Source organism: Nocardiopsis suaedae, assembly GCF_027706745.1.
GTDB lineage: Bacteria > Actinomycetota > Actinomycetes > Streptosporangiales > Streptosporangiaceae > Nocardiopsis_A > Nocardiopsis_A suaedae.
Window position 1 is genome coordinate 21,538 of sequence record NZ_JAQFWP010000056.1, and the last position, 26,154, is coordinate 47,691.

Annotated in this window: 20 protein-coding genes; 9 read left to right on the forward strand and 11 right to left on the reverse strand. The window is 74.3% G+C overall.

Going from position 1 to position 26,154, the window contains the following annotated elements; translation table 11 throughout:
- Positions 1-93 precede the first annotated feature (93 nt).
- Positions 94-393: a hypothetical protein gene (locus tag O4U47_RS23520; protein WP_270680125.1), complete on the forward strand. Its 300-nt coding sequence runs from the start codon at positions 94-96 to the stop codon at positions 391-393.
- 92 nt (positions 394-485) lie between these two features.
- On the opposite strand, the gene O4U47_RS23525 is transcribed toward O4U47_RS23520, so the two are convergent.
- The 3 genes from O4U47_RS23525 to O4U47_RS23535 form a co-directional block, all read right to left on the reverse strand.
- The gene (locus tag O4U47_RS23525) at positions 486-1,169 is read right to left on the reverse strand and encodes a hypothetical protein (protein ID WP_270680126.1); all 684 of its coding nucleotides are present in this window, start codon (positions 1,167-1,169) and stop codon (positions 486-488) included.
- A complete protein-coding gene (locus O4U47_RS23530) occupies positions 1,106-1,543 on the reverse strand; it encodes a hypothetical protein (RefSeq protein WP_270680127.1) in 438 nt (145 codons plus the stop codon). Before O4U47_RS23530 ends, O4U47_RS23525 begins: the two co-directional genes overlap by 64 nt.
- 242 nt (positions 1,544-1,785) lie before the next feature.
- Positions 1,786-2,736, reverse strand: coding sequence for an NADP-dependent oxidoreductase (locus tag O4U47_RS23535; protein WP_270680128.1), 951 nt, complete (start codon positions 2,734-2,736; stop codon positions 1,786-1,788).
- A 189-nt stretch (positions 2,737-2,925) separates the two neighbouring features.
- Here O4U47_RS23535 and O4U47_RS23540 point away from each other — a divergent pair, with 189 nt between their 5' ends.
- The 5 genes from O4U47_RS23540 to guaA all read left to right on the forward strand — a co-directional run bounded on the left by O4U47_RS23540 (position 2,926) and on the right by guaA (position 11,456).
- The gene (locus O4U47_RS23540; RefSeq protein ID WP_270680129.1) at positions 2,926-4,332 is read left to right on the forward strand and encodes a 3' terminal RNA ribose 2'-O-methyltransferase Hen1; all 1,407 of its coding nucleotides are present in this window, start codon (positions 2,926-2,928) and stop codon (positions 4,330-4,332) included.
- Positions 4,329-6,935 carry a polynucleotide kinase-phosphatase gene (locus tag O4U47_RS23545; protein ID WP_270680130.1) on the forward strand — a complete coding sequence of 869 codons (2,607 nt, stop codon included), beginning with the start codon at positions 4,329-4,331 and terminating at the stop codon, positions 6,933-6,935. Before O4U47_RS23540 ends, O4U47_RS23545 begins: the two co-directional genes overlap by 4 nt.
- Positions 6,936-7,027: 92 nt before the next feature.
- Positions 7,028-8,047 (forward strand): UDP-glucose 4-epimerase GalE, encoded by a 1,020-nt coding sequence (gene galE / locus O4U47_RS23550; protein WP_270680131.1) that lies wholly within the window; start codon positions 7,028-7,030, stop codon positions 8,045-8,047.
- Positions 8,048-8,246: 199 nt separating this feature from the next.
- Positions 8,247-9,821 (forward strand): succinic semialdehyde dehydrogenase, encoded by a 1,575-nt coding sequence (locus tag O4U47_RS23555; RefSeq protein WP_270680132.1) that lies wholly within the window; start codon positions 8,247-8,249, stop codon positions 9,819-9,821.
- A gap of 48 nt (positions 9,822-9,869) precedes the next feature.
- Complete coding sequence (guaA, locus tag O4U47_RS23560) at positions 9,870-11,456, forward strand: glutamine-hydrolyzing GMP synthase (RefSeq protein ID WP_270680146.1); 1,587 nt, start codon at positions 9,870-9,872, stop codon at positions 11,454-11,456.
- A 78-nt stretch (positions 11,457-11,534) separates the two neighbouring features.
- On the opposite strand, the gene O4U47_RS23565 is transcribed toward guaA, so the two are convergent.
- The 7 genes from O4U47_RS23565 to O4U47_RS23595 all read right to left on the reverse strand — a co-directional run bounded on the left by O4U47_RS23565 (position 11,535) and on the right by O4U47_RS23595 (position 19,849).
- Positions 11,535-13,472 carry a serine/threonine-protein kinase gene (locus O4U47_RS23565; RefSeq protein ID WP_270680133.1) on the reverse strand — a complete coding sequence of 646 codons (1,938 nt, stop codon included), beginning with the start codon at positions 13,470-13,472 and terminating at the stop codon, positions 11,535-11,537.
- Positions 13,473-13,629: 157 nt separating this feature from the next.
- Complete coding sequence (locus tag O4U47_RS23570; RefSeq protein ID WP_270680134.1) at positions 13,630-14,364, reverse strand: SRPBCC family protein; 735 nt, start codon at positions 14,362-14,364, stop codon at positions 13,630-13,632.
- Complete coding sequence (locus tag O4U47_RS23575) at positions 14,361-15,224, reverse strand: FAD binding domain-containing protein (protein ID WP_270680135.1); 864 nt, start codon at positions 15,222-15,224, stop codon at positions 14,361-14,363. Before O4U47_RS23575 ends, O4U47_RS23570 begins: the two co-directional genes overlap by 4 nt.
- Positions 15,221-17,635, reverse strand: a complete 2,415-nt coding sequence (locus O4U47_RS23580; protein WP_270680136.1) for a xanthine dehydrogenase family protein molybdopterin-binding subunit — start codon at positions 17,633-17,635, stop codon at positions 15,221-15,223. The genes O4U47_RS23575 and O4U47_RS23580 overlap by 4 nt, the downstream gene beginning before the upstream one ends.
- The gene (locus O4U47_RS23585) at positions 17,632-18,132 is read right to left on the reverse strand and encodes a (2Fe-2S)-binding protein (protein WP_270680137.1); all 501 of its coding nucleotides are present in this window, start codon (positions 18,130-18,132) and stop codon (positions 17,632-17,634) included. Before O4U47_RS23585 ends, O4U47_RS23580 begins: the two co-directional genes overlap by 4 nt.
- A gap of 126 nt (positions 18,133-18,258) precedes the next feature.
- Positions 18,259-18,465, reverse strand: a complete 207-nt coding sequence (locus O4U47_RS23590; protein WP_270680138.1) for a hypothetical protein — start codon at positions 18,463-18,465, stop codon at positions 18,259-18,261.
- Positions 18,452-19,849 carry a PspC domain-containing protein gene (locus O4U47_RS23595; protein WP_270680139.1) on the reverse strand — a complete coding sequence of 466 codons (1,398 nt, stop codon included), beginning with the start codon at positions 19,847-19,849 and terminating at the stop codon, positions 18,452-18,454. Before O4U47_RS23595 ends, O4U47_RS23590 begins: the two co-directional genes overlap by 14 nt.
- 172 nt (positions 19,850-20,021) lie before the next feature.
- Between O4U47_RS23595 and O4U47_RS23600 the strand changes: the two genes are divergently transcribed.
- Positions 20,022-21,230, forward strand: coding sequence for an ATP-binding protein (locus O4U47_RS23600; RefSeq protein ID WP_270680140.1), 1,209 nt, complete (start codon positions 20,022-20,024; stop codon positions 21,228-21,230).
- 193 nt (positions 21,231-21,423) lie between these two features.
- Positions 21,424-22,113 carry a response regulator gene (locus O4U47_RS23605; protein WP_408639020.1) on the forward strand — a complete coding sequence of 230 codons (690 nt, stop codon included), beginning with the start codon at positions 21,424-21,426 and terminating at the stop codon, positions 22,111-22,113.
- A gap of 98 nt (positions 22,114-22,211) precedes the next feature.
- On the opposite strand, the gene O4U47_RS23610 is transcribed toward O4U47_RS23605, so the two are convergent.
- Positions 22,212-23,147, reverse strand: coding sequence for a nucleoside hydrolase (locus O4U47_RS23610; protein ID WP_270680142.1), 936 nt, complete (start codon positions 23,145-23,147; stop codon positions 22,212-22,214).
- A gap of 204 nt (positions 23,148-23,351) precedes the next feature.
- On the opposite strand from O4U47_RS23610, the gene O4U47_RS23615 reads away from it, so the two are divergent.
- A complete protein-coding gene (locus O4U47_RS23615) occupies positions 23,352-25,715 on the forward strand; it encodes a UvrD-helicase domain-containing protein (protein ID WP_270680143.1) in 2,364 nt (787 codons plus the stop codon).
- The last annotated feature ends 439 nt before the right edge of the window (positions 25,716-26,154 follow it).

A 26,154-nucleotide genomic window follows, 5' to 3' on the forward strand; every position in this document is an offset into this window, starting at 1 on the left:
TTCAGGGCGCCGGGGCTCGGGAGGAGGGTGGGACGCGACCGACCGGTGCTCCACCGGACTGAGCAGCATTCGCAGAAGGCGAGGCGAGCGGAGATGACCGCGCTCGACCACCGCGTCCACGAGGGACACGGGCATTCCCACGGCCCCGACTGCGGGCACGTGGCCGTTCCCCACGGGGACCACACCGACTACGCGCACGACGGCCACCTGCACCGCGAACACGACGGGCACTATTGCGAGTGCGACCCCTCCGGCCACAGCGCCCACGGTGAGCACCCGCACGAGCACGGCCCCGGCTGCGGGCACGTGGCCGTGCCGCACGGGGACCACACCGACTACGTGCACGACGGCCACCGGCACGCCGCCCACGACGGCCACTGGGACGAGCACTAGGTCCTCGTCGATGATCTCGACGAAAGTGCTGTCATTCCGGCGGATTTGGCAACACTTTCGTCGAGACCAACGTCTCAGGCCGGCCAGTACACCTAGCCCTCGACGGCCGTCGGCTCCTGGGTCCCGATGTCGATCTCGTGGCTCGCGTCGGGGCCGCTGAGGGTGACCCGGGTGCCGTCCAGCCGGTCGAAGACGGCGAGGTTCTCCTTCACCGGGACGGTCTGGCTGCCGTCGGAGGCCTCCTCGAAATCGTCGGCGACCAGGAGGGACAGGCGCGGGGGGTCGCCCATGGCCGCGGACTCGGCCATGTAGATGCCGATCCCGGTGAGCGCCTCGGGGGCGTTGCAGGTGGCGGCCACGCCGCCGGAGTCCTCGACGTACACCAGGCACAGCCGCCCCTCGGTGCCGTCGACGTAGTAGTAGTCCCGGCCGTCCACGGTGCGCAGGTAGCGGGACGACTCGGTGTCGCCGATCCTCTGGCCGAGCGGCGTCGTGGCGATCGATTCCTCGGCCTCGGGGGGAAGCGCGTCGCCCTCGGCCGGAGGGCGCTCCTGCACGCTGAGCACGTCCGGCACCGCCGTGGGCGAGGGCCCCGCGGGCGGGGACTCCGCGGGTGAGGGGTCGGGCTTCGGCCCGGGCGCGCACGCCGCCGCGGCCACGAGGGCCGCGGCGGCGGCGGCGCGCGGGACGCGCCGGAAGGGGTGCCGGTCCGTCATGTGGTCCGGACGTAGTCGCAGTGGGCCGAGGAGGTCCTCGACGAGGAGCGGTTCCAGCACAGGGCCCATGCGGACGTATCCGGGACGGTCTTGTAGACGTACCCTGTCCCGTTCACGACATGGAACTTCGATCCGTTGCTCTCCATGTAGATCCCGACGGGCAGGGAACCGCCCTCGTACATCTCGTTGTAGTGCTTCTTGGCGTTGCTGTAGTTGGTGTAGGCGGTGGCCGGCCGGACGGTGTCGCACCAGTAGCGCACGCGCGGCGAGCTGACCGAGCAGTTCGCCGCCTCGGCGTCCGAGGTCTGGGCCTGCGCCTCGTGCGTCTTCTGCGGGGCGGGGGCGGTGTCCTCGGCCCACGAGGGCGAGACGGCGGCGGCGGTGAGGGCCAGGGCGGACAGAAGCGTCGCGGTGAGACTCTTGGCTGACGGCATGCAGGAAGTCCTTTTCCTGTGGGGGAGTCAGGGAGCTCTGCCTCGCCGAGAGTACGCCGGGCCGTACGGAGCGTGTCAACGCGCGGAACGGGGCCGCCGACGGCGGCCCCGCGCCCTGCGGTACGGGCGGTGCCCGTGTGGTGGACATCGCACCATCAAGCCGGGCAATCCGGCCGCGTGGCCGCATGCGGACGCCGGGACCCGGGCCGGATGTGCAGCGCCGTTCAGATCCGCAGCGCCGCTCAGATCCGCAGTACCGTCTTGCCCCGTGCGCCTCCTGAGCGCAGGCGGGTCAGGGCCGACGGGGCGTCCGCCAGGTCGGCCTCGTGGTCGATGCGCACCTGCAGCCGTCCCGCGTCGATCAGGTCGGCCAGGACCGCGAGCAGCCGCGCGCTGCCCCGGTTGCTGTAGTTGATCCCGGTGAGGCCCCGCTCGGCCAGGCCGCCCGTGTCCACCGCCCCCTGGGTGCTGGCCACCGTCCCGCCCGGGCGGTGCACCGCGGGGAGCAGCGACGCCACGCCCTCGGCGTCCTGCACCAGGTCGATCACCGTGTGCACGCCGTCGGGGCACAGCTCCAGCAGGCGCTCCACGATCGGCCCCCGGGTGTGGTCCAGCACCGCCGACGCGCCCAGGTGGCGCATCCACTCCTCGGCCTCGGCGCCCGCGGCGGTGGCGGCCACCGCCGCCCCGCGGTCCCGGGCGAACTGCACCACCGACTGGCCCACCCCGCCGGTGGCCCCCACCACCAGCACCTTCTGCCCGGCGTCCACCCCGGCCGCCTCCACCAGCCCGTAGGCGGTCATGGTGGCCGTGGGCACCGCCGCCGCCTGGGTGAACAGCATCCCGTCGGGCATCCGCGCGACCGCGTCCTCCTCGGTGGCCAGCGCGTACTCCGAATAGCTGCCCAGCCCCTGCGGCAGCCGCAGGAACTGGCCGTACACCCGGTCGCCCGGGCGGAAGGCGCTCACCCCGCCGCCGACGGAGTGCACCGTGCCCGCGCCGTCGCTGCCCAGGATCAGCGGGAAGGCGTGGTGCACCGCCCTGCGCAGCAGCCCCTCGGCCACCTTCCAGTCGAACGGGTTCACCCCGGCCGCGCGCAGGTGCACCAGGAACTCCCCCGGTCCCGGCACCGGCTCGGGCAGGTCCATCACTTCGGGTTCGGCGCCGAAATCGGCGACGGCGACGGCACGCATCGGACGGTCCCCCCTCGACCAGCACGCGTGAAAACGCGTCATGTGCCCCCTGACGTGGGAAATCGTCCCCGCGTCGGGCAGCGGCCAACCCTTCTGGGCCCCTTCGGGACCTCATTCGGCCAGGGAAAAGGCCCGGGGCCGGGAAAATTCGGTCGAAACCCCCGCCTGGCGTGGGCCACACTCGGACGCGTGCTTCTGACGATCACCGCCCGATTCCGGCCCGCCACCGATCTGGGGTACCTGCTGCACAAGCACCCCGACCGGGTGCAGGAGTTCGCGCAGACCCACGGCACGGCCCACGTGTTCTACCCCGAGGCCGGCCCCGACGCCTGCACGGCCGCCCTGCTGCTCGACGTCGACCCCGACCGGCTGCGCCGCGCCCGCACGCACGCGGCCTCGGCGTCCTTCGCGCTGGCCTCCTACGTCAACGACCGGCCCTACGCGGCGTCGTCGCTGATGTCGGTCGCGATCGGCGACGTGTTCCGCACCGCCCTCCGGGGCCGCTGCGCCGCCCGTCCCGACCTGGCGGCCACCGCCCTCCCGCTCACCCTGTCGCTGCCCGCCGTGCCCTGCCGCGGCGGCCCCGACGAGGCGCGGGCGCTGTTCGAACCCCTGGGCTGGGAGGTGCGGGCCGACCCGGTCCCGCTCGACCCCGGACTGCCCGGCTGGGGCGACTCGCGCTACGTCTCCCTCACCCTCACCGGGGAGCGGCGCCTGTCCGACGCCCTGTCCCACCTGTACGTCCTGCTGCCGGTGATGGACGGCGCCAAGCACTACTGGGTGGCCGACGACGAGGTGGACAAGCTCGTCCGCAACGCCGGCGGCTGGCTGGCCGGGCACCCGGCGCGCCCCCGCATCACCTCCCGCTACCTGGCGCGCCGCCGCCGCCTCTACCGGCAGGCCTCCGCCCGCCTCGACGCCCTGGGCGCCCTGGAGGACCTGCCCGAGGAGCCGCAGAACGAGCGGCCCCCGGAGGAGGAGGCCCGCGAGCGCGAACCCACCCTGGCCGAGCGCCGCGCCGGGGCGGTGCTCAGCGCCCTCAAGGCCGAGGGCGCCCGCACCGTCCTCGACCTGGGCTGCGGCGCCGGGCAGCTGGTGCGCCGCCTGCTCGGCGACGCCGACGTCACCCGCGTCACCGGGGCCGACCCGTCCGCGGACGCGATCGCCGCCGCCCACCGCCGCCTGCGCACGGCGCGCATGTCCGAGCGGGAGAGCGCCCGGCTGGACCTGTTCTGCGGCTCCGCGGTCTACCGCGACCCGCGGTTCCGGGGCCACGACGCCGCCGTGCTGATGGAGGTCGTCGAGCACCTCGACCCGTGGCGGCTGCCCGCCCTGGAGCACGTGGTCTTCGGCGACGCCGCCCCCCGCACCGTCGTCGTCACCACGCCCAACGCCGAGTACAACGCCAACTACCCGGGACTGGGGGACGGCCGGATGCGCCACCCCGACCACCGGTTCGAGTGGACCCGGGCCGAGTTCGCGGCCTGGGCCGAACGGGTCGCCGCCGCCCACGGCTACCGGGCGCGGCTGCTCCCGGTCGGCCCCGAGGACGCCGCGACCGGATCACCGACCCAGATGGGGGTGTTCACCCGATGAGCGAGGAGCGCGAGAGCACCGAGATCGCCGAGGGCGCCGGGCGCGTGCTGCGCGTGCCCGACACCGGGCTCGTGCTGCTGGTCGGGGTCTCCGGCTCCGGAAAGTCCACCGCCGCCGCACGCTGGTTCCGCCCCACCCAGGTCGTCTCCTCCGACGCCTGCCGGGCGCTGGTCAGCGACGACGAGAACGACCTGTCCGCCACCGGCGACGCCTTCGAGCTGGTGAACGCCATCGTCGCCAAGCGCCTCAAGCGGCGCCTGCTGACCGTGGTCGACGCCACCAGCGTGCGCAAGGACGACCGCGCGCAGCTGGTGCGCATCGCCAAGGAGCACGACCTGCCCGCCGCGGCGATCGTGCTGGACGTCACCGAGGGCACCGCCAACAAGCGCAACGCCGGGCGCACCGACCGGGACATCCCGCCCCGGGTGGTCTCCCGCCAGCGCCAGAACCTGCGGCGCGACCTCAAGCGCATGGACCGGGAGGGCTTCCGCCGCCTCCACGTGCTGCGCGGCGAGGAGGAGATCGCCGCCGCCCGGGTCGAACCCGAGCGGTCCTGGAACGACAAGCGCGACCTGGCCGGTCCCTTCGACATCATCGGCGACGTCCACGGCTGCCGCGCCGAACTGGAGGAGCTGCTCGGCAAGCTCGGCTACGGCGTCGAACGCGACGGCGCGGGCCGCGCGGTCGGCGCCCGCCACCCCGAGGGGCGCACCGCCGTGTTCGTCGGCGACCTCGTCGACCGCGGCCCCGACTCCCCGGGGGTGCTGCGGCTGGCCATGGGCATGGTGGAGGCGGGCGACGCGCTGTGCGTGTCCGGCAACCACGAGGCCAAGCTCGTGCGCGCCCTCAAGGGGCGCAACGTCAAGCGCACCCACGGCCTGGCCGAGACCCTGGACCAGCTCGCCTCCGAGGACGAGGGGTTCAGCGCCCGCGCGCTGGAGTTCTGCGACCGCCTCGTCTCCCACTACCTGCTGGACGGCGGGAGGCTGGTCGTCGCCCACGCCGGGCTCAAGGAGTCCTACCACGGCCGCTCCTCCGGGCGGGTGCGCTCCTTCGCCCTGTACGGCGACACCAGCGGCGAGACCGACGAGTACGGGCTGCCCGTCCGCCACGACTGGGCCGCCGAGTACCGGGGCCGCGCCGCCGTCGTCTACGGCCACGTGCCCACACCCGAGGCCGAGTGGGTCAACAACACCCTGTGCCTGGACACCGGGTGCGTGTTCGGCGGGCGCCTCACCGCGCTGCGCTACCCCGAGCGGGAGACCGCCGCCGTCGACGCGCACGCCACCTGGTACGAGCCCACCCGGCCGCTGCGCCCCGAACCCGCCCCGGCGGCGACGGACCCCGGCGCGCCGGGCGTGGTGGACGCCGCCGTCACGGGCGTCCTCGGCCGGGGCGGCGGCACCGCCGTGGAGACCGCCCACGGCAGGGTGCGCGTGCCCGAGGCCAACGCCCTGGCCGCGCTCGAGGTGATGAGCCGGTTCGCCGCCGACCCGCGGTGGCTGCTCTACCTGCCGCCGACCATGGCGCCCGCGCCCACCTCCGCCGACCCGGCGCTGCTGGAGCGGCCCCAGGAGGCCTTCGAGCGGTTCCGCGCCGACGGGGTCGGCCGCGTGGTGTGCCAGGAGAAGCACATGGGTTCGCGCGCCGTGGCCGTGGTGTGCCGCGACGCCGAGGCGGCCGCGCGGCGCTTCGTGCCCGGCGCGCTCGGCGCCGTCTACACCCGCACCGGCCGCCCGTTCTTCCCGGACCCGGCCGCCGAACAGGAGGTGCTGGAGGAGCTGCGGGCCGGGCTGACCGCCTCCGGGGCCTGGGAGCGGCTCGGCACCGACTGGGTCGCCCTGGACGGGGAGCTGCTGCCCTGGTCCGCCAAGGCGGAGGGGCTCATCCGGGAGCAGTACGCCGCGGTGGGCGCCGCCGCCCGCGCCGCGCTGCCCGCCGCGGCCGAGGCGCTGGACCGCGCCGCCGGGCGCGGCCTGGACCTGGGCGCCCTGAGCGGGCGGGTGGCCGCCGCGCAGGAGGACACCGAGGCCTTCAGCGCCGTCTACCGCCGCTACACCTGGCCCACCGAGGGCGCGGCGGGCCTGCGGTACGCCCCGTTCGCGGTGCTGGCGGCCGAAGGGGCGGCGTTCACCGGCCGCGACCACCTGTGGCACATGCGCTTCACCGAGGCCCTGGCCGAGCACTGCCCCCTGGTGCGCACCACCCGCTACCTGGTGGTGGACGCCACCGACCCGGACGCCGTCGCCGAGGCCGTCCGCTGGTGGGAGGGGCTGACCGGGGCCGGGGGCGAGGGCATGGTGGTCAAGCCCTTCGACGGCGCGGAGGCCGCCGGGGCCAAGGGGCTCGCCCAACCGGGGCTGAAGGTGCGCGGACCCGAGTACCTGCGCATCATCTACGGCGCCGACTACCTGCGCCCCGAACGGCTGGAAGGGCTGCGGGAGCGCCGCCTGGGCCGCAAGGCCTCGCTGGCCCTGCGCGAGCACCGCCTCGGGCTGGAGTCCCTGGCCCGGCACGCCCGGGGCGAACCCCTCGCCCGGGTGCACGAGCCGGTGTTCGGCGTGCTGGCGCTGGAGTCCGAACCGGTCGACCCGCGGTTGTAGGCGCGGCACCGCCGTCGCGCCGGTGCGCCGGTGCCCGTCCGCGGGCACCGGCGTGCATATGCTGGTGGGCGAACCGACGAGGGGAGCTGCACGTGAAGGTCCTGCTGACCGGGGGAGCGGGCTACATCGGCACCCACACCGCGGTCGAACTGGCCGCGGCGGGGCACGAACCGGTGGTCTTCGACGCGCTCTACAACAGCCGCCCCGAGGCGGTGCGCAGGGTGGAGCGCATCACCGGGCGCGCCGTCCCCTTCGTCGAGGGCGACTGCGCCGACCGCGCCGCCGTCGAGCGGGTCTTCGACGAGCACCGCCCCGACGCGGTGGTCCACTGTGCCGGGCTCAAGGCGGTCGGCGAGTCCACCGAGCGGCCGCTGGCCTACTACCGCAACAACCTCGACGGCGTGCTCGCCCTGGGCGAGGTGATGGCCGAGCGCGGCGTGTTCCGCCTCGTCTTCAGCTCCTCGGCCACCGTGTACGGCGACCCGGCCACCGTCCCCATCACCGAGGACATGCCGCTGTCGGCCGCCAACCCCTACGGTGCCACCAAGCTGTTCGCCGAGCGCATCCTCGCCGACGCGGCCGCCGCCGACCCGCGCTGGCACGCGGTCTCGCTGCGCTACTTCAACCCGATCGGCGCCCACCCCAGCGGCCTCATCGGGGAGGACCCGCGCGGCGTGCCCGCCAACCTCTTCCCCTACATGTCCCAGGCGGCCACCGGCCGCCGGGGGGCGCTGCGGGTCTTCGGCGACGACTACCCCACCCCCGACGGCACCGGGGTGCGCGACTACCTGCACGTGGTCGACCTGGCCCGGGGCCACGTGGCCGCGCTGGAGCACCTGGACGACGCCCCCGGCCACCGCGTGTACAACCTGGGCACCGGCCAGGGGACTTCGGTGCTGGAGGCGGTGCGCGCCTTCGAGGAGGCCACCGGCGTGCCGGTCCCGCGCGAGGTGGTCGGCCGCCGCCCGGGCGACATCGCCGTGTGCTACGCCGACCCGTCGGCGGCCCTGCGCGACCTGGGGTGGAAGACCGAGCTGTCGATGGCCGAGGCCTGCGCCGACGCATGGCGCTGGCAGACGCGGAACCCGGACGGGTACGCGGGCACGGAATAGCGGGGTCCCCTGGCCACTCCCGTTGTCGGTCTCGGGAAGAACGGCCCGCGCTTGCAGCGTCGTTGTCCCCGAGATCAGAGCGTCGTTGTTCCCGAGATCAACGGGAATCCGGACAGGACCGAGGGCGGCGCCCCCGACCTCGCCGGATCGTGGTTACCGAACGGTAGTCAGCGTCCGCCCGCCGAACTATGCTCCCCGCATGGGTACCGACACGCGAACCACCGCAGAGCCCCCCGTCCTGGACCCCGCGCTGGTCGACCGCCTCACCGCACGCGTGCAGAGCAGCACCGGCCACACGGCGGCCACCCACGCCCCCTTCACCGGCAAGCCCCTGGCCGAGCTGCCGGTCTCCTCCGCCGGGGACGTCGCCCGCGCCTTCGAACGGGCCCGCACCGCCCAGCGCGCCTGGGCCGAGCTCACCCCCGCCGAACGCGCCGCACCCGTCCTGCGCTTCCACGACCTGGTGCTCGACCGCCAGCGGGAGATCCTCGACATCATCCAGCTGGAGACCGGCAAGGCCCGGCGCCACGCCTTCGAGGAGGTCTACGACGCCGCCGCCGGCCCCCTGTACTACGCCCGCAGCGCCCCCCGCCTGCTCGGCCGCCGCCGCGTCCCCGGCGCCATGCCCCTGGCCACCCGCGCCTACGTGCACCACCAGGCCAAGGGCGCCGTCTCGGTCATCACCCCCTGGAACTACCCGCTGGCGCTGCCCGTCAGCGACGCCGTCCCCGCCCTGCTCGCCGGGAACGCCGTCGTCGCCAAGCCCGACACCCAGACCGCCCTCACCGCCCTGTGGGCGATCGACCTGCTCATCGAGGCCGGCGTCCCTGAGGACCTGTGGATCCCCGTCATCGGCGAGCCCGCCGAGATCGGCGACCCGCTCATCGACCACGCCGACTACGTCGCCTTCACCGGCTCCAGCGCGGCCGGGGCGGCCATCGCCCAGCGCGCCGCCGCCCGCCTCGTCGGCTGCTCGGCCGAGCTCGGCGGCAAGAACCCGATGATCGTGTGCGAGGACGCCGACGTCGCGTGGACCGTCGAGGGCGCACTGCGCTCCTGCTTCAGCAACGCCGGGCAGCTGTGCATCTCCACCGAGCGGATGTACGTGCACGACGCCGTCTATGACACCTTCGTGCCGCGCCTGGCCGAGGCCGTGCGGGACATGGAGCTGTCCACCGCCTTCGACTTCTCCGCCGACATGGGGTCGCTCACCTACAAGCGCCAGTACGACCGGGTCGTCCAGCACGTCGAGGACGCCCGTGCCAAGGGCGCCGAGATCCTCGCCGGCGGCCGCCCCCGCCCCGACCTGGGCCCACTGTTCTACGAGCCCACCCTCATGACCGGGGTCGAGCCCGCCATGGAGGCCTGCGGCGGCGAGACCTTCGGCCCCGTCGTGTCCATCTACCGCTACCGCGACGACAACGAGGCCGTGGACCTGGCCAACGACACCGACTACGGCCTCAACGCCAGCGTGTGGACCCGCGACACCGCGCGCGGGCGCCGCCTGGCCGAGCGCATCCGCTCGGGCACCGTCAACATCAACGAGGGCTTCGCCGCCGCCTGGGCCAGCTACGGCGGCCCCATGGGCGGCATGAAGCGCTCCGGCCTGGGCCGCCGCCACGGCGCCGAGGGGCTGCTGCGCTTCACCGAGCCGCAGACCATCGCCAGCCAGCACTACATCGGCTTCGGCGGCCCGCCCGGGATGGACTACGAGAAGGTGGCCGCGCTCATGACCACCGGGGCGCGGCTGATGAAGCGGTTCCGGCTCCGCTGAGGCCCTAAACTGGTGTCGATCCACATCTACCTGCGGGAAGGCCGATACGTGTCCCTTGCCGGTGCTGGCGACAGCACGTTCGACACCGTTCTCGTCGTCGACTTCGGCGCGCAGTACGCGCAGTTGATCGCGCGGCGGGTGCGCGAATGCCACGTCTACAGCGAGATCGTCCCCTCGACGATGCCCGTCGAGGAGATGCTCGCCAAGAAGCCCAAGGCGATCATCCTGTCCGGCGGCCCCTCGTCGGTGTACGCCGACGGCGCGCCGCAGGCCCCCGAGGGCCTGTTCGGCACCGGGGTGCCCACGTTCGGCATCTGCTACGGCTTCCAGGCCATGGTGCAGGCGCTGGGCGGCACCGTCGCCCGGACCGGCCTCAGCGAGTTCGGCCGCACCCGCGCCGAGCTGGGCACCGACTCCGTGCTGTTCGCCGGGACCCCGGCCGAGCAGTCGGTGTGGATGTCGCACGGGGACTCGGTCACCGAGGCGCCGGAGGGCTTCCGCACCACCGGCACCACCGCCGGGGCGCCCGTCGCCGCGGTCGAGGACACCGACCGGGGCCTGTACGGCGTGCAGTTCCACCCCGAGGTGATGCACACCGAGCACGGCCAGGAGGTGCTGCGCCGGTTCCTCTACGAGGGCGCCGGGTGCCGCCCCACCTGGACCATGGTGAACATCGTCGACGAGCAGGTGGAGCGGATCCGCGCCGAGGTCGGCTCCAAGCGGGTCATCTGCGGGCTCAGCGGCGGCGTGGACTCCGCGGTCGCCGGGGCGCTCGTCCAGCGGGCCGTCGGCGAGCAGCTCACCTGCGTCTTCGTGGACCACGGGCTGCTGCGCAAGGGCGAGGCCGAGCAGGTGGAGAAGGACTACGTGGCCGCCACCGGGGCGCGCCTGAAGGTCGTCGACGCCCAGGACCGGTTCCTGGACGCGCTGGCCGGGGTGAGCGACCCCGAGGAGAAGCGCAAGATCATCGGCCGGGAGTTCATCCGCGTCTTCGAGCAGGCCGCCCGCGAGGTGGTCGCCGAGGCCGGGGCCGGGGGCGAGGAGGTCGAGTTCCTCGTCCAGGGCACGCTCTACCCCGACGTGGTCGAGTCCGGCGGCGGCACCGGCACCGCCAACATCAAGTCCCACCACAACGTCGGCGGGCTCCCCGACGACCTGGCGTTCACCCTGGTCGAGCCGCTCCGCGAGCTGTTCAAGGACGAGGTGCGCCGCGTCGGCGAGGAGCTGGGCCTGCCGCCGGAGATGGTGTGGCGCCAGCCCTTCCCCGGCCCGGGGCTGGGCATCCGCATCGTGGGCGAGGTCACCCGCGACCGCCTGGAGGTGCTGCGCGACGCCGACGCCATCGCCCGCGAGGAGCTCACCCGCGCCGGGCTGGACCGCGACATCTGGCAGTGCCCGGTGGTGCTGCTGGCCGGGGTCCGGTCGGTGGGCGTGCAGGGCGACGGGCGCACCTACGGCCACCCCGTGGTGCTGCGCCCGGTCAGCAGCGAGGACGCGATGACCGCGGACTGGTCGCGGCTGCCCTACGACGTGCTGGCGGCCATCTCCAACCGGATCACCAACGAGGTGCGCGAGATCAACCGGGTGGTGCTGGACGTCACCAGCAAGCCCCCGGGCACCATCGAGTGGGAGTGACCGAATGGGCCCCGGCGAGGCGATCGCCGGGGCCCTTCGCCGTCAGCGGGGCCCTCAGCGGGGCCCTCGGCGGGACCGTCAGTCCAGCCGGATGAAGTCGGCGCGCTGCACCAGGGCGGGGTAGTCGAGCCCGCAGGAGCCCGCGTCCTCGCTGTCCCGGCGGATGTCCACGCTCGCCGTCGGCTGGAGGCCGCAGTACCAGCCGTCGATGTCCTCGACCACGTACCCGGTGCCGACCTTCTCCTCGTCGGGCATGTCCAGGTAGGTCTCGGTGGCCGCGCGGGCGGACGCGCAGGACACCTCCTCCGAGGTGCCGACGAGCATGGCCTCGCCCACCCGGGGGACGCCGCTCACGGTCCCGCACAGCCAGGTGTCCAGCTCCCCGTCGAACCCGGAGTACTCCAGGGTGACGGCCGGGTCCTCCGGGTCCGTGCCGTACTCCAGGCGCAGCGGGCGGCCGTCCTGCGCGACCCACAGGGAGAAGCCGTTCTCGGCCTCCCCCTCCGGGGCCGCCGCGGCTTCCGGGGCCGCCGCGGTGAAGGTGCCGGTGAACCGCGTGGCCGCGGCGCCGTCGACCTGCTCGTCGGCGCGCTCCTCCACCTCCATGCTCTCGGCGAGCTCGGTGAAGGGGGCGGCGACCGCGTCCCGGTCCAGCCGCTCCGCCCGCGGCGTGCCCTCGACCCGCACCCGCACGTAGTGGTCGGTCAGGCCCTGGTTCAGCGCGGGGTCGGAGTAGACACGGCGCTGCTTCCCGGCGCCCGACCCGGGCAGCCACATCGTCTCGGTGCCCGGCTCCCCCTCCTCGATCAGCAGGAACACGTCCGGGTCGGCGCGGAAGACGAGCTCGGAGCGGCGCGGCTCGGGGCCGCCGTCGTCGACCTCCTCCTGCACCCGGTAGGAGCCGGTCTCCTCGACGAGGGCGACGATGCCGTCCACGACCTCCTCGGCGCTGCCCAGCTCGGGGGCGGGGGAGGCCGACGGGGACGGCGACGGCGCGGGGGAGCCCCCGGCGACCGTGCCGGCCGTGTACAGCCCGCCCACCCCGACGGCGGTGGTGCCCAGGACCGCCGCCGCGACGACCGCCGCCAGCTTCCCGCCGGGGATGCTCCCCATGGCGGCCGGCGGCGCGGACGCGCCGCTCCCCGAGGGGTCCGCCCCCGAGGCGCCCGCCGCGGCCTCCTGCGGTGCGGCGGCCGCGTCCCAGTCCCCGTCGGGCCAGCCCGCCGCCGTGCGGGCCACGTCGGCCCACACCCGCGACAGCAGGGCGCGCAGCAGTCCCTCCAGGTCCTCCGTCGGCACCGAGCGGATGTCCTCGTCGACCGCGAAGTCCACCAGGCCCCGGTAGATCGCCTCGGCCTCCGGGCGCGCCAGAGGGCGCGCGTCCATCGCCGCGCTCAGCATCGGCCGCAGCGACGCGGGGACCCCCTCCAGGTCCGGGGACCCGTCCGGACCATAGGGGGAGCGGCCGGTCCCGGCCGCGGCGACCAGGGCGCCCCACGCCGCCACATCGGCCGATTCGTCGGCGCCCGGACGCGGCGCGCCCGTCCCCTCCGGGCGCGGCCCCCCGGGGGACAGCACCACCCGGGACGGGCGCAGGTCGCCGTGGACCACGCCGACGGCGTGCATCCGGGCCACCGCCTCGGCGGTCGCCGCGGCGAAGGCGAGCAGCGCGTCCGGCCCGAGGGGGCCGTGCGCGCGCAGGTAGGACTCCAGGTCCGGCCCGGGGGCGTGGGCGGTGGCGATCCACGGCGGGTCGGCCGCCGGGTCGGCGGCGACGACCTCGGGGGCGCATACGCCGCCGGCCCCGTGCAGGGCGGCGGCGCGGTGGGCGAACGCCTCCCGCGCTCCGGGGTCGGCGGCGAACGCGGGTGCGAGCACCTCGACGGCGGCGCGGTGCCCGGCGCCGTCCAGGGCCCCGTACACGGTTCCCCAACCGCCCTGCCCCAGCCGGCCGGCCAGGCGGTAGGGGCCGATGCGCGCGGGATCGCCCGGCGCCGGCGGTCCGAGTCCGGCCATGAGCGTCTTCCTTACTAATGCGGGGAGCCCGCACGAGCACGGAAGGAGGGGGATGGGCTCGCACGGGGGGTGTCAGGCACGTATGCGAGCCGATCCTACGCCGAACCGGTGAATCGTAAGGGGAGATGCCAGTGAGATGGGCCCCGCCCCGGCCGGGCTACCCCTGTCTTCTCCTCCTGCCCCGGCGCCTCAGCCAGCGGGCGCCCAGGAGCAGCACCACGGCCACCGCGGCCACCGGGGCGAGGCGCTTGAGCACCGGCACCCCGGCCGTCCGCAGCGCGTCCAGGGCCTCCTCCTCGGCCTGCGCGGCGCGGCCGGCCGCCCGGTGGACCTCGTGGACCGCGCTCGCGGCCTCCCGGTCGGGGACCCTGCCGTCGGCCCCGGACGCGGCGCCGGGCCGCTCCTCCTCCGGCCCCGAGGGCGAGGGCTCCGGGTCCTCCGGGGCGGCCAGCTCCTCCGCCAGGGACTCGGCGAACCTGTTCACCAGGCGGCCGCTCACGTCCGCCATCACCCCGCGCCCGAACTGGGCCACCCGGCCCGTCACCTTCAGGTCCGCCGCGACCTCCACCCGCGTCGCCCCGGCGCCGTCGTCGGACAGCGACGCCACCACGGACGCCGACGCCGTGCCGCTGCCCCTGGCCTCCTTGCCCGAGGCCTCGATGCGCACCCTCCGCGCGTCCGCGTCCCTCTCGGTGAAGCGGGCCTCGCCGCGGTAGGTCACGGTGATCGGCCCGACCTTCACCCGCACCTTCCCGGTCACGGTGTCCCCGTCGACCGACTCCAGGGTCGCGCCCGGCACGCACGGCGCCACCCGCTCCGGGTCCAGCAGCACCTCCCACGCGCGCCCCACCGGGACCGGGACCCCGAACTCGTGCTCCAGTCGCATGCTCACGCCTGAACCGCCTCCATTCCGGCCGCCCGCGCCAGCGCCCGCCCGGCCAGCACCCCGGCCAGGTGCCGCCGGTAGTCGGCGCCGCCGTTCAGATCGCTCGGCGGGGAGCCCGCCTCCCGGGCCAGGGCCCCGGCGGCGCGCAGGTCCTCGGCTCCGGCCGCGCCGCCGCAGGCCCGCTCGGCCTCCCCGGCCCGCACCGGCACCGGCGCCATGCTGGCCAGCCCGACCCGGGCCTCGGCCACGGCACCGTCCTCCCGGCGGACCGCCGCGGCCACCCCGACCACCGCCCACGCCTGCGCGGTGCGGGAGAACTTCTCGTAGTGGAACCCCCAGCCGGTGAGCTTGGGGACCCGCACCGCCGCCAGCACCTCGCCCGGCTCCAGGGCGGTGGTCAGGTAGTCCGCGAAGAACGCGGACGCCGGGACGGTGCGGGCGCCGTCCGGCCCCTCCACCTCCATCTCGGCGCCCAGCGCCAGCACGGCGGCGGGCAGGTCGGCGGCCGGGTCGGCGTGCGCCAGCGACCCGCCCAGCGTGCCGCGGTGGCGCACCGCCGGGTCGGCCACGGTGCGCGCCGCCATCGCCAGCAGCGCGCAGTGCTCGGCCACCAGCGGGTCGCGGACCACCTCGTGGTGGGTGGTCAGGGCGCCGATCCGGAGCGCGTCGCCGTCGTCGGCCACCCCGCGCAGCCCGTCCACCCCGGACAGGTCCACCACGGTGGTGGGGGCGGCCAGCCGGAACCGCAGCAGCGGCACCAGGCTCTGCCCGCCCGCCAGCGCCTTGGCGTCCTCGTCGGCGGCCAGCGCCGCGACGGCCGCGCCCAGCGAGTCGGGGCGCAGGTACGCGAACGGGGCCGGGATCATCGGCCCTCACCTCCGTTCCGGGCCCTCTGGGCCTCCTGGAGCGCCCGCCACACCCGTTCGGGCGTGCAGGGCATGGGCACGTCCCGCACCCCGAACGGGCGCAGGGCGTCCACCACCGCGCCGACCACCGCCGGGGTGGAGGCGATGGTGCCGGCCTCGCCCACCCCCTTGGAGCCCAGCGGGTTGGTGGTGGACGGGGTCACCGTCCGGTCGGTGGTGAAACCGGGCAGGTCGGCCGCGGACGGCAGCAGGTAGTCCGCCATGGTCGCGGTGACCAGGGTGCCGTCGGCGTCGTGCACCGCCTCCTCGAACAGCGCCTGGCCGATGCCCTGGGCCAGCCCGCCGTGCACCTGCCCCTCCACGATCAGCGGGTTGACGACGGTGCCCACGTCGTCCACGGCCGTGTAGCCGCGGATGCGCACCGCCCCGGTCTCGGTGTCCACCTCCACCGCGCACAGGTGCGTGCCGTGCGGGTAGGAGAAGTCGGACGGGTCGAAGGCGGCGTCGGAGTCCAGGGACGGCTCGGCCCCCTCCGGCAGGTCGTGCGCGGCGAACACGGCCAGCGCCACCTCCTGGATGGCGGCCGACGGCCGCTCGGTGCCGCGCACCCGGAACCGCCCGCCCGTGAACTCCAGGTCGTCCTCGGCGGCCTCCAGCATGTGCGCCGCCATCACCCGGGCCTTGTCCACCACCCGCTCGCAGGCGTGCACCAGCGCCGACCCGCCCACGACCAGCGACCGCGACCCGTAGGTGTCCAGCCCGCGCGGGGAGACCCGGGTGTCGCCGTGCAGCACCCGCACGTCCTCCACCGGCACGCCCAACCGGTCGGCGGCGATCTGCGACCAGGCGGTCTCGTGCCCCTGCCCGTGCGCCGAGGAGCCCGTCACCACCTCGACCTTGCCGCTGGGCAGCATCCGCACCGACGCGTGCTCCCACCCGCCGGCGCCGTAGTTCAGCTCGCCCAGCATGCGCGAGGGCGCGATCCCGCACATCTCCGTGAACGTCGACACCCCGATGCCGAGCTGTACCGTGTCGCCGCTCTTGCGCCGCCGCTCCTGCTCGGCCCGCAGCTCGTGGTACCCGGCCAGCTCCAGCGCGCGCTCGGTGGCCGCCTCGTAGTTCCCGGTGTCGTAGGTGAGCCCGGCGATGGTGGTGTAGGGGAACTCGCCGTGGCCGATCCAGTTGCGCCGCCGCAGCTCCACCGGGTCCATGCCCAGCTCGTCGGCGAGCTCGCCCATGATCCGCTCGATGGCGTAGGTGGCCTCGGGCCGCCCCGCACCCCGGTAGGCGTCGGTGGGCATGGTGGTGGTGAACACCCCGGTGCAGGTGAAGGAGTAGGCGTCCATCTTGTAGATGCCCGGGTACATGAACGCGCCCAGCAGCGGAACCCCCGGGGTGACCAGCATCAGGTAGGCGCCCATGTCGGCGAGCAGGTCCACCTTCAGCCCGCGCAGCCGCCCGTCGGCGTCGGCGGCGATGGACACGTCCTGGATCTGCGCCCGCCCGTGGTGCGTGGTCTGGAACCCCTCCGACCGGGTCTCGGTCCACTTCACCGGGCGGCCCAGGCGGCGGGCGAGCAGGAGCAGCAGCACCTCCTCCGCGGTCACCTGCAGCTTCGACCCGAAGCCGCCGCCCACGTCCGGGGCGACCACCCGGATGTCGTGCTCGGGGACGCCGGTGACCGTCGCCAGCATGAGCCGCAGCACGTGCGGGATCTGCGTGGCCGACCACAGCGTGTACCCGCCCTCCTCGGGCTGGCACACCACCGAACGCGGCTCCATGGCCGCGGGGATGAGCCGCTGCTGCCGGTAGCGCCGGGTCAGCACCATGTCCGCCCCCGAGAACGCCGCGTCGACGTCCCCGTTGGAGAACGGCCACACGTAGGCCCGGTTGGTGCCCGCGTCGGCGTGCACCGGGTCGGCGCCGTCGGCCAGGGCCTCCTCCAGGTCGAGCACCGCGGGCAGCGGCTCGTAGTCGACGTCGATCTCCTCCAGGGCGTCGGCGGCGCTCTCCGGGTCGCGGGCGACGACGCAGGCCACCGCCTCCCCGGCGTAGCGCACCTCGTCCACGGCCATCGGCGGGTGCGGAGGGGTGACCATGTCCTCGGTCACCGGCCAGGCACAGGGCAGCGACCCCTGCTCATCGGCGACGTCGGCCCCGGTGAACACCGCCGCGACGCCGGGCACCCCCCGCGCGCGCGAGGCGTCGACGTTCCCGATCCGCGCGTGCGCCATGGGGCTGCGCAGGAACGCCACGTGCAGGGTGCCGGGGGGTTCGATGTTGTCGGTCCAGCGGGTGCGCCCGGTGAGCAGCCGGGCGTCCTCCTTGCGGGGCAGCGGGCGGCCGGTCTGCGGAGCGGTGTCGGGGATGCTCTCTGCGCTTCCGGGGGTGCTCTCGGGTGCGGTGGTCATGCGGTGCCACCTCCCACCGGGGTGCGCGTGTGGGCCCCGCGCATCTCGGCCGCGGCGTCGAGGACGGCGGCGACGATGTTCGCGTAGCCGGTGCACCGGCACAGGTTGCCCTCGAGGCCCTCGCGGACCTCCTCCTCGGTCGGGTCGGGGTTGTCCTGCAGCAGGTCGGAGGCGGCCATGAGCATGCCGGGGGTGCAGTAGCCGCACTGGAGCGCGTGGCGGCGGTGGAACGCGGACTGCAGGGGGTGCCATTCGCCGTCGGCGGCCATGCCCTCGACGGTGCTGATCCGGCTGCCGTCGGCCTGAACGGCCAGGACGGTGCAGCTCTTGACGGACGCGCCGTCCATCAGGACGGTGCAGGCGCCGCAGTTGCTCGTGTCGCACCCCACGGGGGTGCCGACCTTTCCGAGGCGGCGGAGATGGTGGACGAGGAGTCGGCGGGCTTCGACTTGGTCGTCGTAGCGCACGCCGTCGACGGTGACGCGGATGTCGGGCATGGGGGCGCGGCCTCCCGTTCCGGATCGGCGGTCGCGCCCCAACCTAAATCAAAGTGATATGGATCACTAGAGGTTGCAGAGGGTTGGGCCCCGCCCGATCGCGGCCCGGTCCTGTACGGCGTCCCGTCACCCGCCGTCGGCGGACTCCCGGTCGCGCGAGCGCACCATCGCCCGCGCGATCCCCGCCAGGCCCAGACCGACCGCCAGCGCGGGCAGCACCCACACCAGGTCGAACCCCCACCCGCCGGTCCCGCGCACCAGGAAGGCCGCGCCGAGGACGACGAAGCACAGGCCCGCGATGAGCGAGCCCCAGTCGGTCCTACGCCTTCTCACGCCGCACCTCCAAGTCCCCCACATAGGAGGACAGCGTCACGTCCAGCACCGGGGCGCCCCCGGCCGCGCCGTCCCCGCCCCCGGCACCGCCGGCGGCGGGCTCCAACGTCTCCCGCACGTCCAGCCGCGGCCCGGACCGCATCGACTCGTCCACCCGGATCTCCCCGAACGCCGACGTGCCGTGTACCCGCACCCGCGCCTCCTGCGGAACGACGACCTCCATCCCGCCGAAGCCGACCTTCACGCGCACCGCCACCTCGTCGCCCGGCTCCAGCTCCATCCGGGTCAGGTCGACCGCGGCGGTGCCCCCGGTCAGCTCGAACGGGCGCTGCGCCTCGGCGACCGTCCGCGGCCGCCACTGGGCCTCGCCGAAGCGCAGCCCCGTCAGGTCGGTGGCCGACGCCGCCACCAGCAGCACCGCAACCAGTACCCCCACCACCGCGAGGCCGCGCGCATCGCCGACCCACGCCCCCGCGACCAGCGCCAGCCCGATGACCACCGCGACGCTCCCCAGATAGAGCGGCCCCGTCTGGGGCCCGACCAGGGCCGCGAGCGAGAACTCGCCCGTGGCGAGCATGAACCCGCCGGCGGCGGCCACCGCCGCCCAGAACGCGAACGCCAGCAGGCGGACCCCCCGCGCGCGCTTGCGGCGCGGACGGCACTCCTGCCGGGGCTCCGGGGCGTCCGAGGGGTTCGAGAGCTCCGAGGACTCCGAGGGCCGGGGGGGATCCGAGGACTCCGGGGGCTCCGAGGAGGAGTCTGAGGGCTCCGGAGCGCCCTGCGGCGCCGGAGCCGCGGCACCGCGCGGCGCCCCGCCGCCGCCCAGCACCGCCAGGTCGATCGGCCCCGCCGGGGCCTGCGCCCACGGCTGCGCCGGGTTGTAGTACGCCGGGCCCGGCTCCGGCTCCGGGGCGGGAGGCGGAGGCGCGTGCCGCCGCAGCAGCGACGGCAGTGCGCGGAACTCCCTCTGCAGCACCACGCCCCGCCCGTGCGCCGTCAGCAGGCCCAGCACCAGCGGCGCCGCCAGCACCAGCGTCCCCCAGGCCACCCCGCCCACCAGGCTCAGCGCCGTGGCCACCGCCAGCGCCGCCGCCAGCAGCGTCGGCACCGCCCGCGCCGGGACCCGCCGGTTGAGCAGCTGCTCGGCCATCGCCGGGCCGCCCCGGGCGTCCCGCATCACCAGCCAGGCGCCCACGTACAGCAGCACCCCCACCAGACCGGCCAGCCCGGTCAGGCAGAACGCCACCCGCCACAGCACCGGGTCCGTCCCCGTGTAGCGGCCCAGCCCCGCGCACACCCCGGTGAGCACGCCCGCGTCGGGGCGGCGGCGCAGCCCCTCGTCCGCGGTCGCCTCCCCGGCGGTCGTGTCCCCAGCGGTCTCCATGCTCTCCATCGTCGCCCTCCGCAGGCCCCGTGCCCATCCGGGACCACCCTGACCCCTCCCTGAGGCGCACCCCTCCCCACCCCGGCCGCGTCTTCCGGGCGCGCCCCTGATGCCCCGCCGCCCGCGCCGGGGGCATCCTGGAGACCCGCGGAGGAAAAGGGGAGCACAGGCGATGTCGGACACGGCGGCGGCCGAGGAGCCGCCGCGCATGCAGCGCGCCCGCGACGGACGGCTGGTCGCGGGCGTCGGCGCGGGCATGGCCCGCCACCTGGGCGTGTCCACCACCGTGGTGCGCCTGGCGCTGCTCGCCCTCGGCTTCGCCGGGATCGGCATCGCCGTCTACTTCGCCCTGGTGTTCTTCGTCCCCGCCGAGGCCGAGGCGGACCCCGAGGAGCGCGCCGAGTCCGCCCGCCGACAAGGCCGCGACCTGGCCCAGCTGCTCGCCTACCTGGCCGTCGCCGGGGTCGTCGGCCTGCTCTTCCTGCTCTTCGGCGGGCTGTTCGACCCCCTGCTGTGGCTCATCGTCTTCGGCGCCATCGGCGGCGCCATCCTCTGGCAGCAGGCCAACCCCGCCCAGCGCGACGAATGGGTGTCGGCGACCTCGCTGCGCTCCCGGACCGGCCTGCTGCGCGGCGGGGCCGGGGTCCTGCTCATCGTCATCGGGGTCTTCGGCTTCCTCGCCTTCCAGCAGCAGCTCCAGGACGCCCGCGCCGGGCTCACCTTCGCCGTGGCCACCCTCGCCGGGATCAGCCTCGTCGCCGCCCCCTGGATCGTGGGGCTCATCCGCGAGCGCGACAAGGAGCGCCGCGAACGCATCCGCAACCAAGAGCGCGCCGAGCTCGCCGCGCACATCCACGACTCGGTGCTGCACACCCTCACCCTCATCCAGCGCCGCGCCGAGGACCCCCGGGAGGTGCAGCGCCTGGCCCGCGTCCAGGAGCGCGCGCTGCGCGGGTGGCTCTACCAGCGCCCCGCCGACGCGGAGACCACCGTCAAGGCCGCCCTGGAGCGCGTCGCCGCCGAGGTCGAAGAGGTGCACGGGGTGCCCATCGACGTGGTGTGCGTGGGGGACGGGGACGTCGACGACGCGGTCCACGCCGAACTGCGCGCCGCCCGCGAGGCGATGGTCAACGCCTCCAAGTACGCGGGCCCCGAGACCGTCTCCGTGTACGGGGAGGTGGAGCCCGAACAGGTCCTGGTGTTCGTGCGCGACCGCGGCCCCGGATTCGACCTGGACGCGGTGCCGGCCGACCGCATGGGGGTGCGCGGCTCCATCGTCGGGCGCATGGAGCGGCACGGCGGCAGCGCCCGCATCCGCACCGCCCCGGGGGAGGGGACCGAAGTACAGCTCACCATGCCCCGCATCAAGAGCGCCGAGTGAACGCGGGAGCGGGGGTGGGGCGTGGGGAGCAATTATGCGGGGAGCACATGTGCGGGGAGCGGTTGCGGGAGCGGTGACGGGGCCGGTCTCCGTCGCCGGCGGTGTACACGCCGTGTCCGCCGCGCCCGCCAAGCCCCTCATTCCCGCGCGCGCATGGCCGGGGTCGGGCAGCGGCGCCCTATCGGAGGCCCGGATGGGTACAGTCGCCTATGTGGGTGACGACAATGAGACCTTTGCCGGAGGCGCGGCGGTGCCCCGCGTCGTGATCGTCGACGACCACCGGCTGTTCCGCAGTGGGGTGCGCGGCGAACTAGGCGACGCCGTCGATGTCGTCGGCGAGGCCGGGGACGTCGACTCCGCCGTCCGCGTCATCGCCGAGCACAGCCCCGACCTGGTGCTCCTCGACGTGCACCTGCCCGGCGGCGGCGGGGTGGAGGTCCTGCGCCGCGTCCTGGCCCGCCAGCCCGAGGTGCGGTTCCTCGCGCTGTCGGTCTCCGACGCGGCCGAGGACGTCATCGGCGTGGTGCGCGGCGGCGCCCGCGGCTACGTCACCAAGACCATCTCCGGCCGCGAGCTGGCCGACGCCATCGTGCGGGTCGCCGAAGGCGACGCCGTGTTCTCACCGCGGCTGGCCGGGTTCGTGCTGGACGCCTTCGCCGCCACCGACGCGCCGCCCATGGACCCCGAGCTGGACCGGCTCACCCAGCGCGAGCGCGAGGTGCTGCGGCTCATCGCCCGCGGCTACGCCTACAAGGAGGTCGCCAAGGAGCTGTTCATCTCGGTGAAGACCGTGGAGACCCACGTGTCGTCCGTGCTGCGCAAGCTCCAGCTCTCCAACCGCCACGAACTCAGCCGCTGGGCCACCGCCCGCAAGCTGGTCTGAACCGGCGTCCCCGTTGATCTCGGGAAGAACGACCCTACGCGCGCGGTTTTGGCGTCGTTTTCCCCGAGATCAACGGGGGAGGGGCCAGCGGCCACCGCCTACCGCAGGGCGTCGGCCATCCGCTCCAGGAAGGTCGTGGCGTCGGCGTCCTGCACCAGGGTCACGCAGGGGCGGTCCTCGTCGCCGGGCTTCGAGAACGGGCGCAGGTCGGCGATGGTCAGCCCGCGCGTGTACTCGCCCTTCAGCTCCACCCGGATCGGCCGCTCCACCGACCGCGTCACCAGCTCGGGGTCGACGAGGATGCCCGCGGCCAGAGGGTCGTGCATCGCGCTCTGCCGCACCCCGAACACGCTGCTGTACCAGCCGAAGTAGAAGTCCAGGAAATCGGCGGTGCGCTGTGCTCGCTCACCCGCGGCCCCGCGGAGCGCGTCCAGCCAGGAACCCGGCATGACCGCCTTCATCGTCACGTCCAGCGCGACGAGCGTCAGGTCGAACCCGGCGGCGAACACCCGCTCGGCGGCCTCCGGGTCGTTGGAGGTGTTGGCCTCCGCCCACGGGGTGACGTTGCCCGGCTCCTGCACGGCGCCCCCCATCACCACGACGCGGCGCAGCAGCCGTGGCAGCTCCGGCTCCAGCCCCAGCGCCAGCGCGATGTTGGTCAGCGGGCCGACCGCCAGCAGGTCGATCTCGCCCGGGTTGGCGCGGGCCAGCCGCACCAGCAGTTCGGCCGCCGACTCCTCCACCGGGGACCCCTTGGGCGCGGGCAGCACGACATCGCCCAGCCCGTTGGCGCCGTGCACCGACTCGGCCAGCGACGGCTCCTGCACCAGGGGGCGCCCGGCACCGCGGGCCACCGGCACCTCGGGGGCGCCGTAGAGCTCCAGCAGCCGCAGTGCGTTGTCGGTGGTGGTGTCGACGGCGTTGTTGCCGAAGACGGTGCCGACGCCGACGAGTTCCACCTCGGGCTGCGCGGTCAGGTAGGCGAGCGCGAGCGCGTCGTCGATACCCGGGTCGCAGTCGATGAAGACCCGCACGGGAATCCCCCCAATTCACATGATCATCGTTGGTTCCGGTCCAGAATAGGGCTGCTCAGAGGGCGTCCCGCCGAGGCGCGCGCCCCCGGGGCGGCCGCGTCGGCCCCCGGGGCGGCGCGGCCGTGGGCCGGCGGGAGGAGCCCGGAGGGCGGGAGGGGGAGCGATGAGGAGGAACCAGGGGGCGACTGCTCATAGGCTTGTCGCGTGTCCTCCTCTGAGCTACTCGAAGGTCTGAACGCACCGCAGCGGGAAGCCGTCACGCACTCCGGGTCGCCGCTGCTCATCGTCGCGGGCGCCGGATCGGGCAAGACCCGCGTCCTCACCCACCGCATCGCCCACCTGCTCTCCGAGCGCGGCGTGCGCCCCGGCGAGGTCCTCGCGATCACCTTCACCAACAAGGCCGCCGCCGAGATGAAGGAGCGCATCGAGGGCCTGCTCGGCTCGCGCGTCGCCCGCACCATGTGGGTGATGACCTTCCATTCGGCGTGCGTGCGCATCCTGCGCCGCGAGGCCGCGCGGCTGGGCTACCCGAGCAGCTTCACCATCTACGACGCGGCGGACTCCAAGCGCCTGATGCAGCTCGTCTGCAAGGAGCTGGACCTGGACCCCAAGCGGTTCCCGCCCAAGTCGTTCTCCGCCCAGGTGTCCAACCTGAAGAACGAGCTCGTCGACTACGACACCTTCGCCGAGCAGGCACAGAGCGAGCAGGAGAAGAAGCTCGCCGAGGCCTACGCCCTGTACCAGCGGCGGCTGCACGAGGCCGGGGCGATGGACTTCGACGACCTGATCATGGTCACGGTCAACCTCCTGCAGATGTTCCCCGACGTCGCCGAGCACTACCGTCGGCGGTTCCGGCACGTCCTGGTCGACGAGTACCAGGACACCAACCACGCCCAGTACGCGCTCATCCGCGAACTGGTCGGGGAGGACGGGCAGGAGGACGGGACCCCGGCCGCCGTGCCGCCCCCGGAGCTGTGCGTGGTGGGCGACGCCGACCAGTCGATCTACGCCTTCCGCGGCGCCACCATCCGCAACATCCTGGAGTTCGAGCGGGACTACCCGTCGGCGCGGACCATCCTGCTGGAGCAGAACTACCGGTCCACGCAGAACATCCTGAACGCGGCCAACACGCTGATCGAGCGCAACGACGGCCGCCCGGAGAAGAACCTCTGGTCCGAGCAGGGCGTCGGCCCGACGATCACCGGCTACGTGGCCGACAACGAGCACGACGAGGCGGCGTTCGTCGTCGGGGAGATCGACCGGCTCACCGACGAGGGGAAGGCGACCCCGTCCGAGGTCGCGGTCTTCTACCGGACCAACGCCCAGTCGCGCGTCTTCGAGGACGTGTTCATCCGGACCGGGCTGCCGTACAAGATCGTCGGCGGGGTGCGCTTCTACGAGCGCAAGGAGATCCGCGACATCCTGGCCTACCTCAGGGTGCTGGCCAACCCCGAGGACACGGTGAGCCTGCGGCGCATCCTGAACGTCCCCAAGCGCGGCATCGGCGGCCGCGCGGAGGAGGCGGTGGAGCTGTTCGCCGCGCGGGAGCGCACGTCGTTCGCGCAGGCGCTGCGCCGCGCCGGGGAGGCGCCGGGGCTGGCGACGCGGTCCCTGAAGGCGGTCAAGGAGTTCAACGCGCTTCTGGAGGACCTGGCGGAGTACGCGCGGGACGCGTCGCCGTCGGAGATCGTCGAGGCGGTCCTGCAGCGGACGGGATACCTGTCGGAGCTGACCGAGTCGAAGGACATCCAGGACGAGAGCCGGGTGGAGAACCTGGAGGAGTTCGTCGACGTCGCGCGCGAGTTCGAGAACACCTTCTCCGGGCCGCTGTACCCGGAGGACACCGAGCCCGAGCCCGAGCCCGAGCCCGAGCCCGGGTCCGGGTCCGGGTCCGGGTCCGAGCCTGGGCCCGAGGGCGGAGAGCCTGAGGGGGCGGAGCCGGGGGGACCGGGAGACGCCCCGGAGCCGACGCTGGTGGACTTCCTGGAGCAGATCTCCCTGGTGGCCGACACCGACCAGATCCCGGACGAGGAGGACGGCGGCGGCGTGGTCACACTGATGACGCTGCACTCCGCCAAGGGACTGGAATTCCCGGTGGTGTTCCTGACGGGCATGGAGGACGGGGTCTTCCCGCACATGCGCACGCTGGGGGACAAGGCCGAACTGGAGGAGGAGCGGCGGCTCGCGTATGTGGGCATCACGCGCGCGCAGGAGCGGCTGTACGTCAGCCGGGCCGCCGTGCGCAGCGCGTGGGGGTCGCCCTCGTACAACCCGCCGTCGCGGTTCCTGGACGAGGTTCCCAAGGAGCTGCTGGACTGGCGGCGGTCGGAGTCGTCGTTCTCCAGCCTGGGATCCCCGAGGCCGCGCAAGGAGCCGGCGGCGCGCAAGGCGTCGAAGGACGTCCCGACGCTGAGCCCGGGGGACAAGGTCACCCATGACAAGTTCGGCATGGGCACGGTGATGCTCGTGGACGGCGCGGGCGACCGGACGAAGGCGCGCATCGACTTCGGAGCGGACATCGGGGAGAAGGACTTCGTCGTGAAGTTCGCGCCCATCGAGAAGATCTGAGCCGCGGAGCGGCGGGAACGCCGTTGACGGGCAGGGCACGGGCAGGTGACGGGCACGGCGGCGCCTCCGCTGCGTCGGCCGGTGGGCGCGGCGGCGTACGAAGCACCCTCCGAAGCCTGTAATCTAGAGACATCGGCACGGACGACGCGGTGCGAACCGCGACCGGGCCGGCCCCACACTCCAGCGGATGGCACGAGCACTCGTGCGGCCGGGGTAGGGTGGGAACCACTCCGGAACGACCACCGGTCCTTGACAGGTGGGAGAACCTGAGTAAGATAGAAGGGTTGGCCTTCGATCGGACCTTCTGGTAAGGTTCTGACCGGGGGCGACGCCCCGAAATACAGTGGAAAGCCGCCTCTAGCGGAAGAGCGGCCGGGCCGGGAACGGATCCGGGGCTTGTACGGGATGAGCGGTTGCTTCTTGAGAACTCAACAGCGCG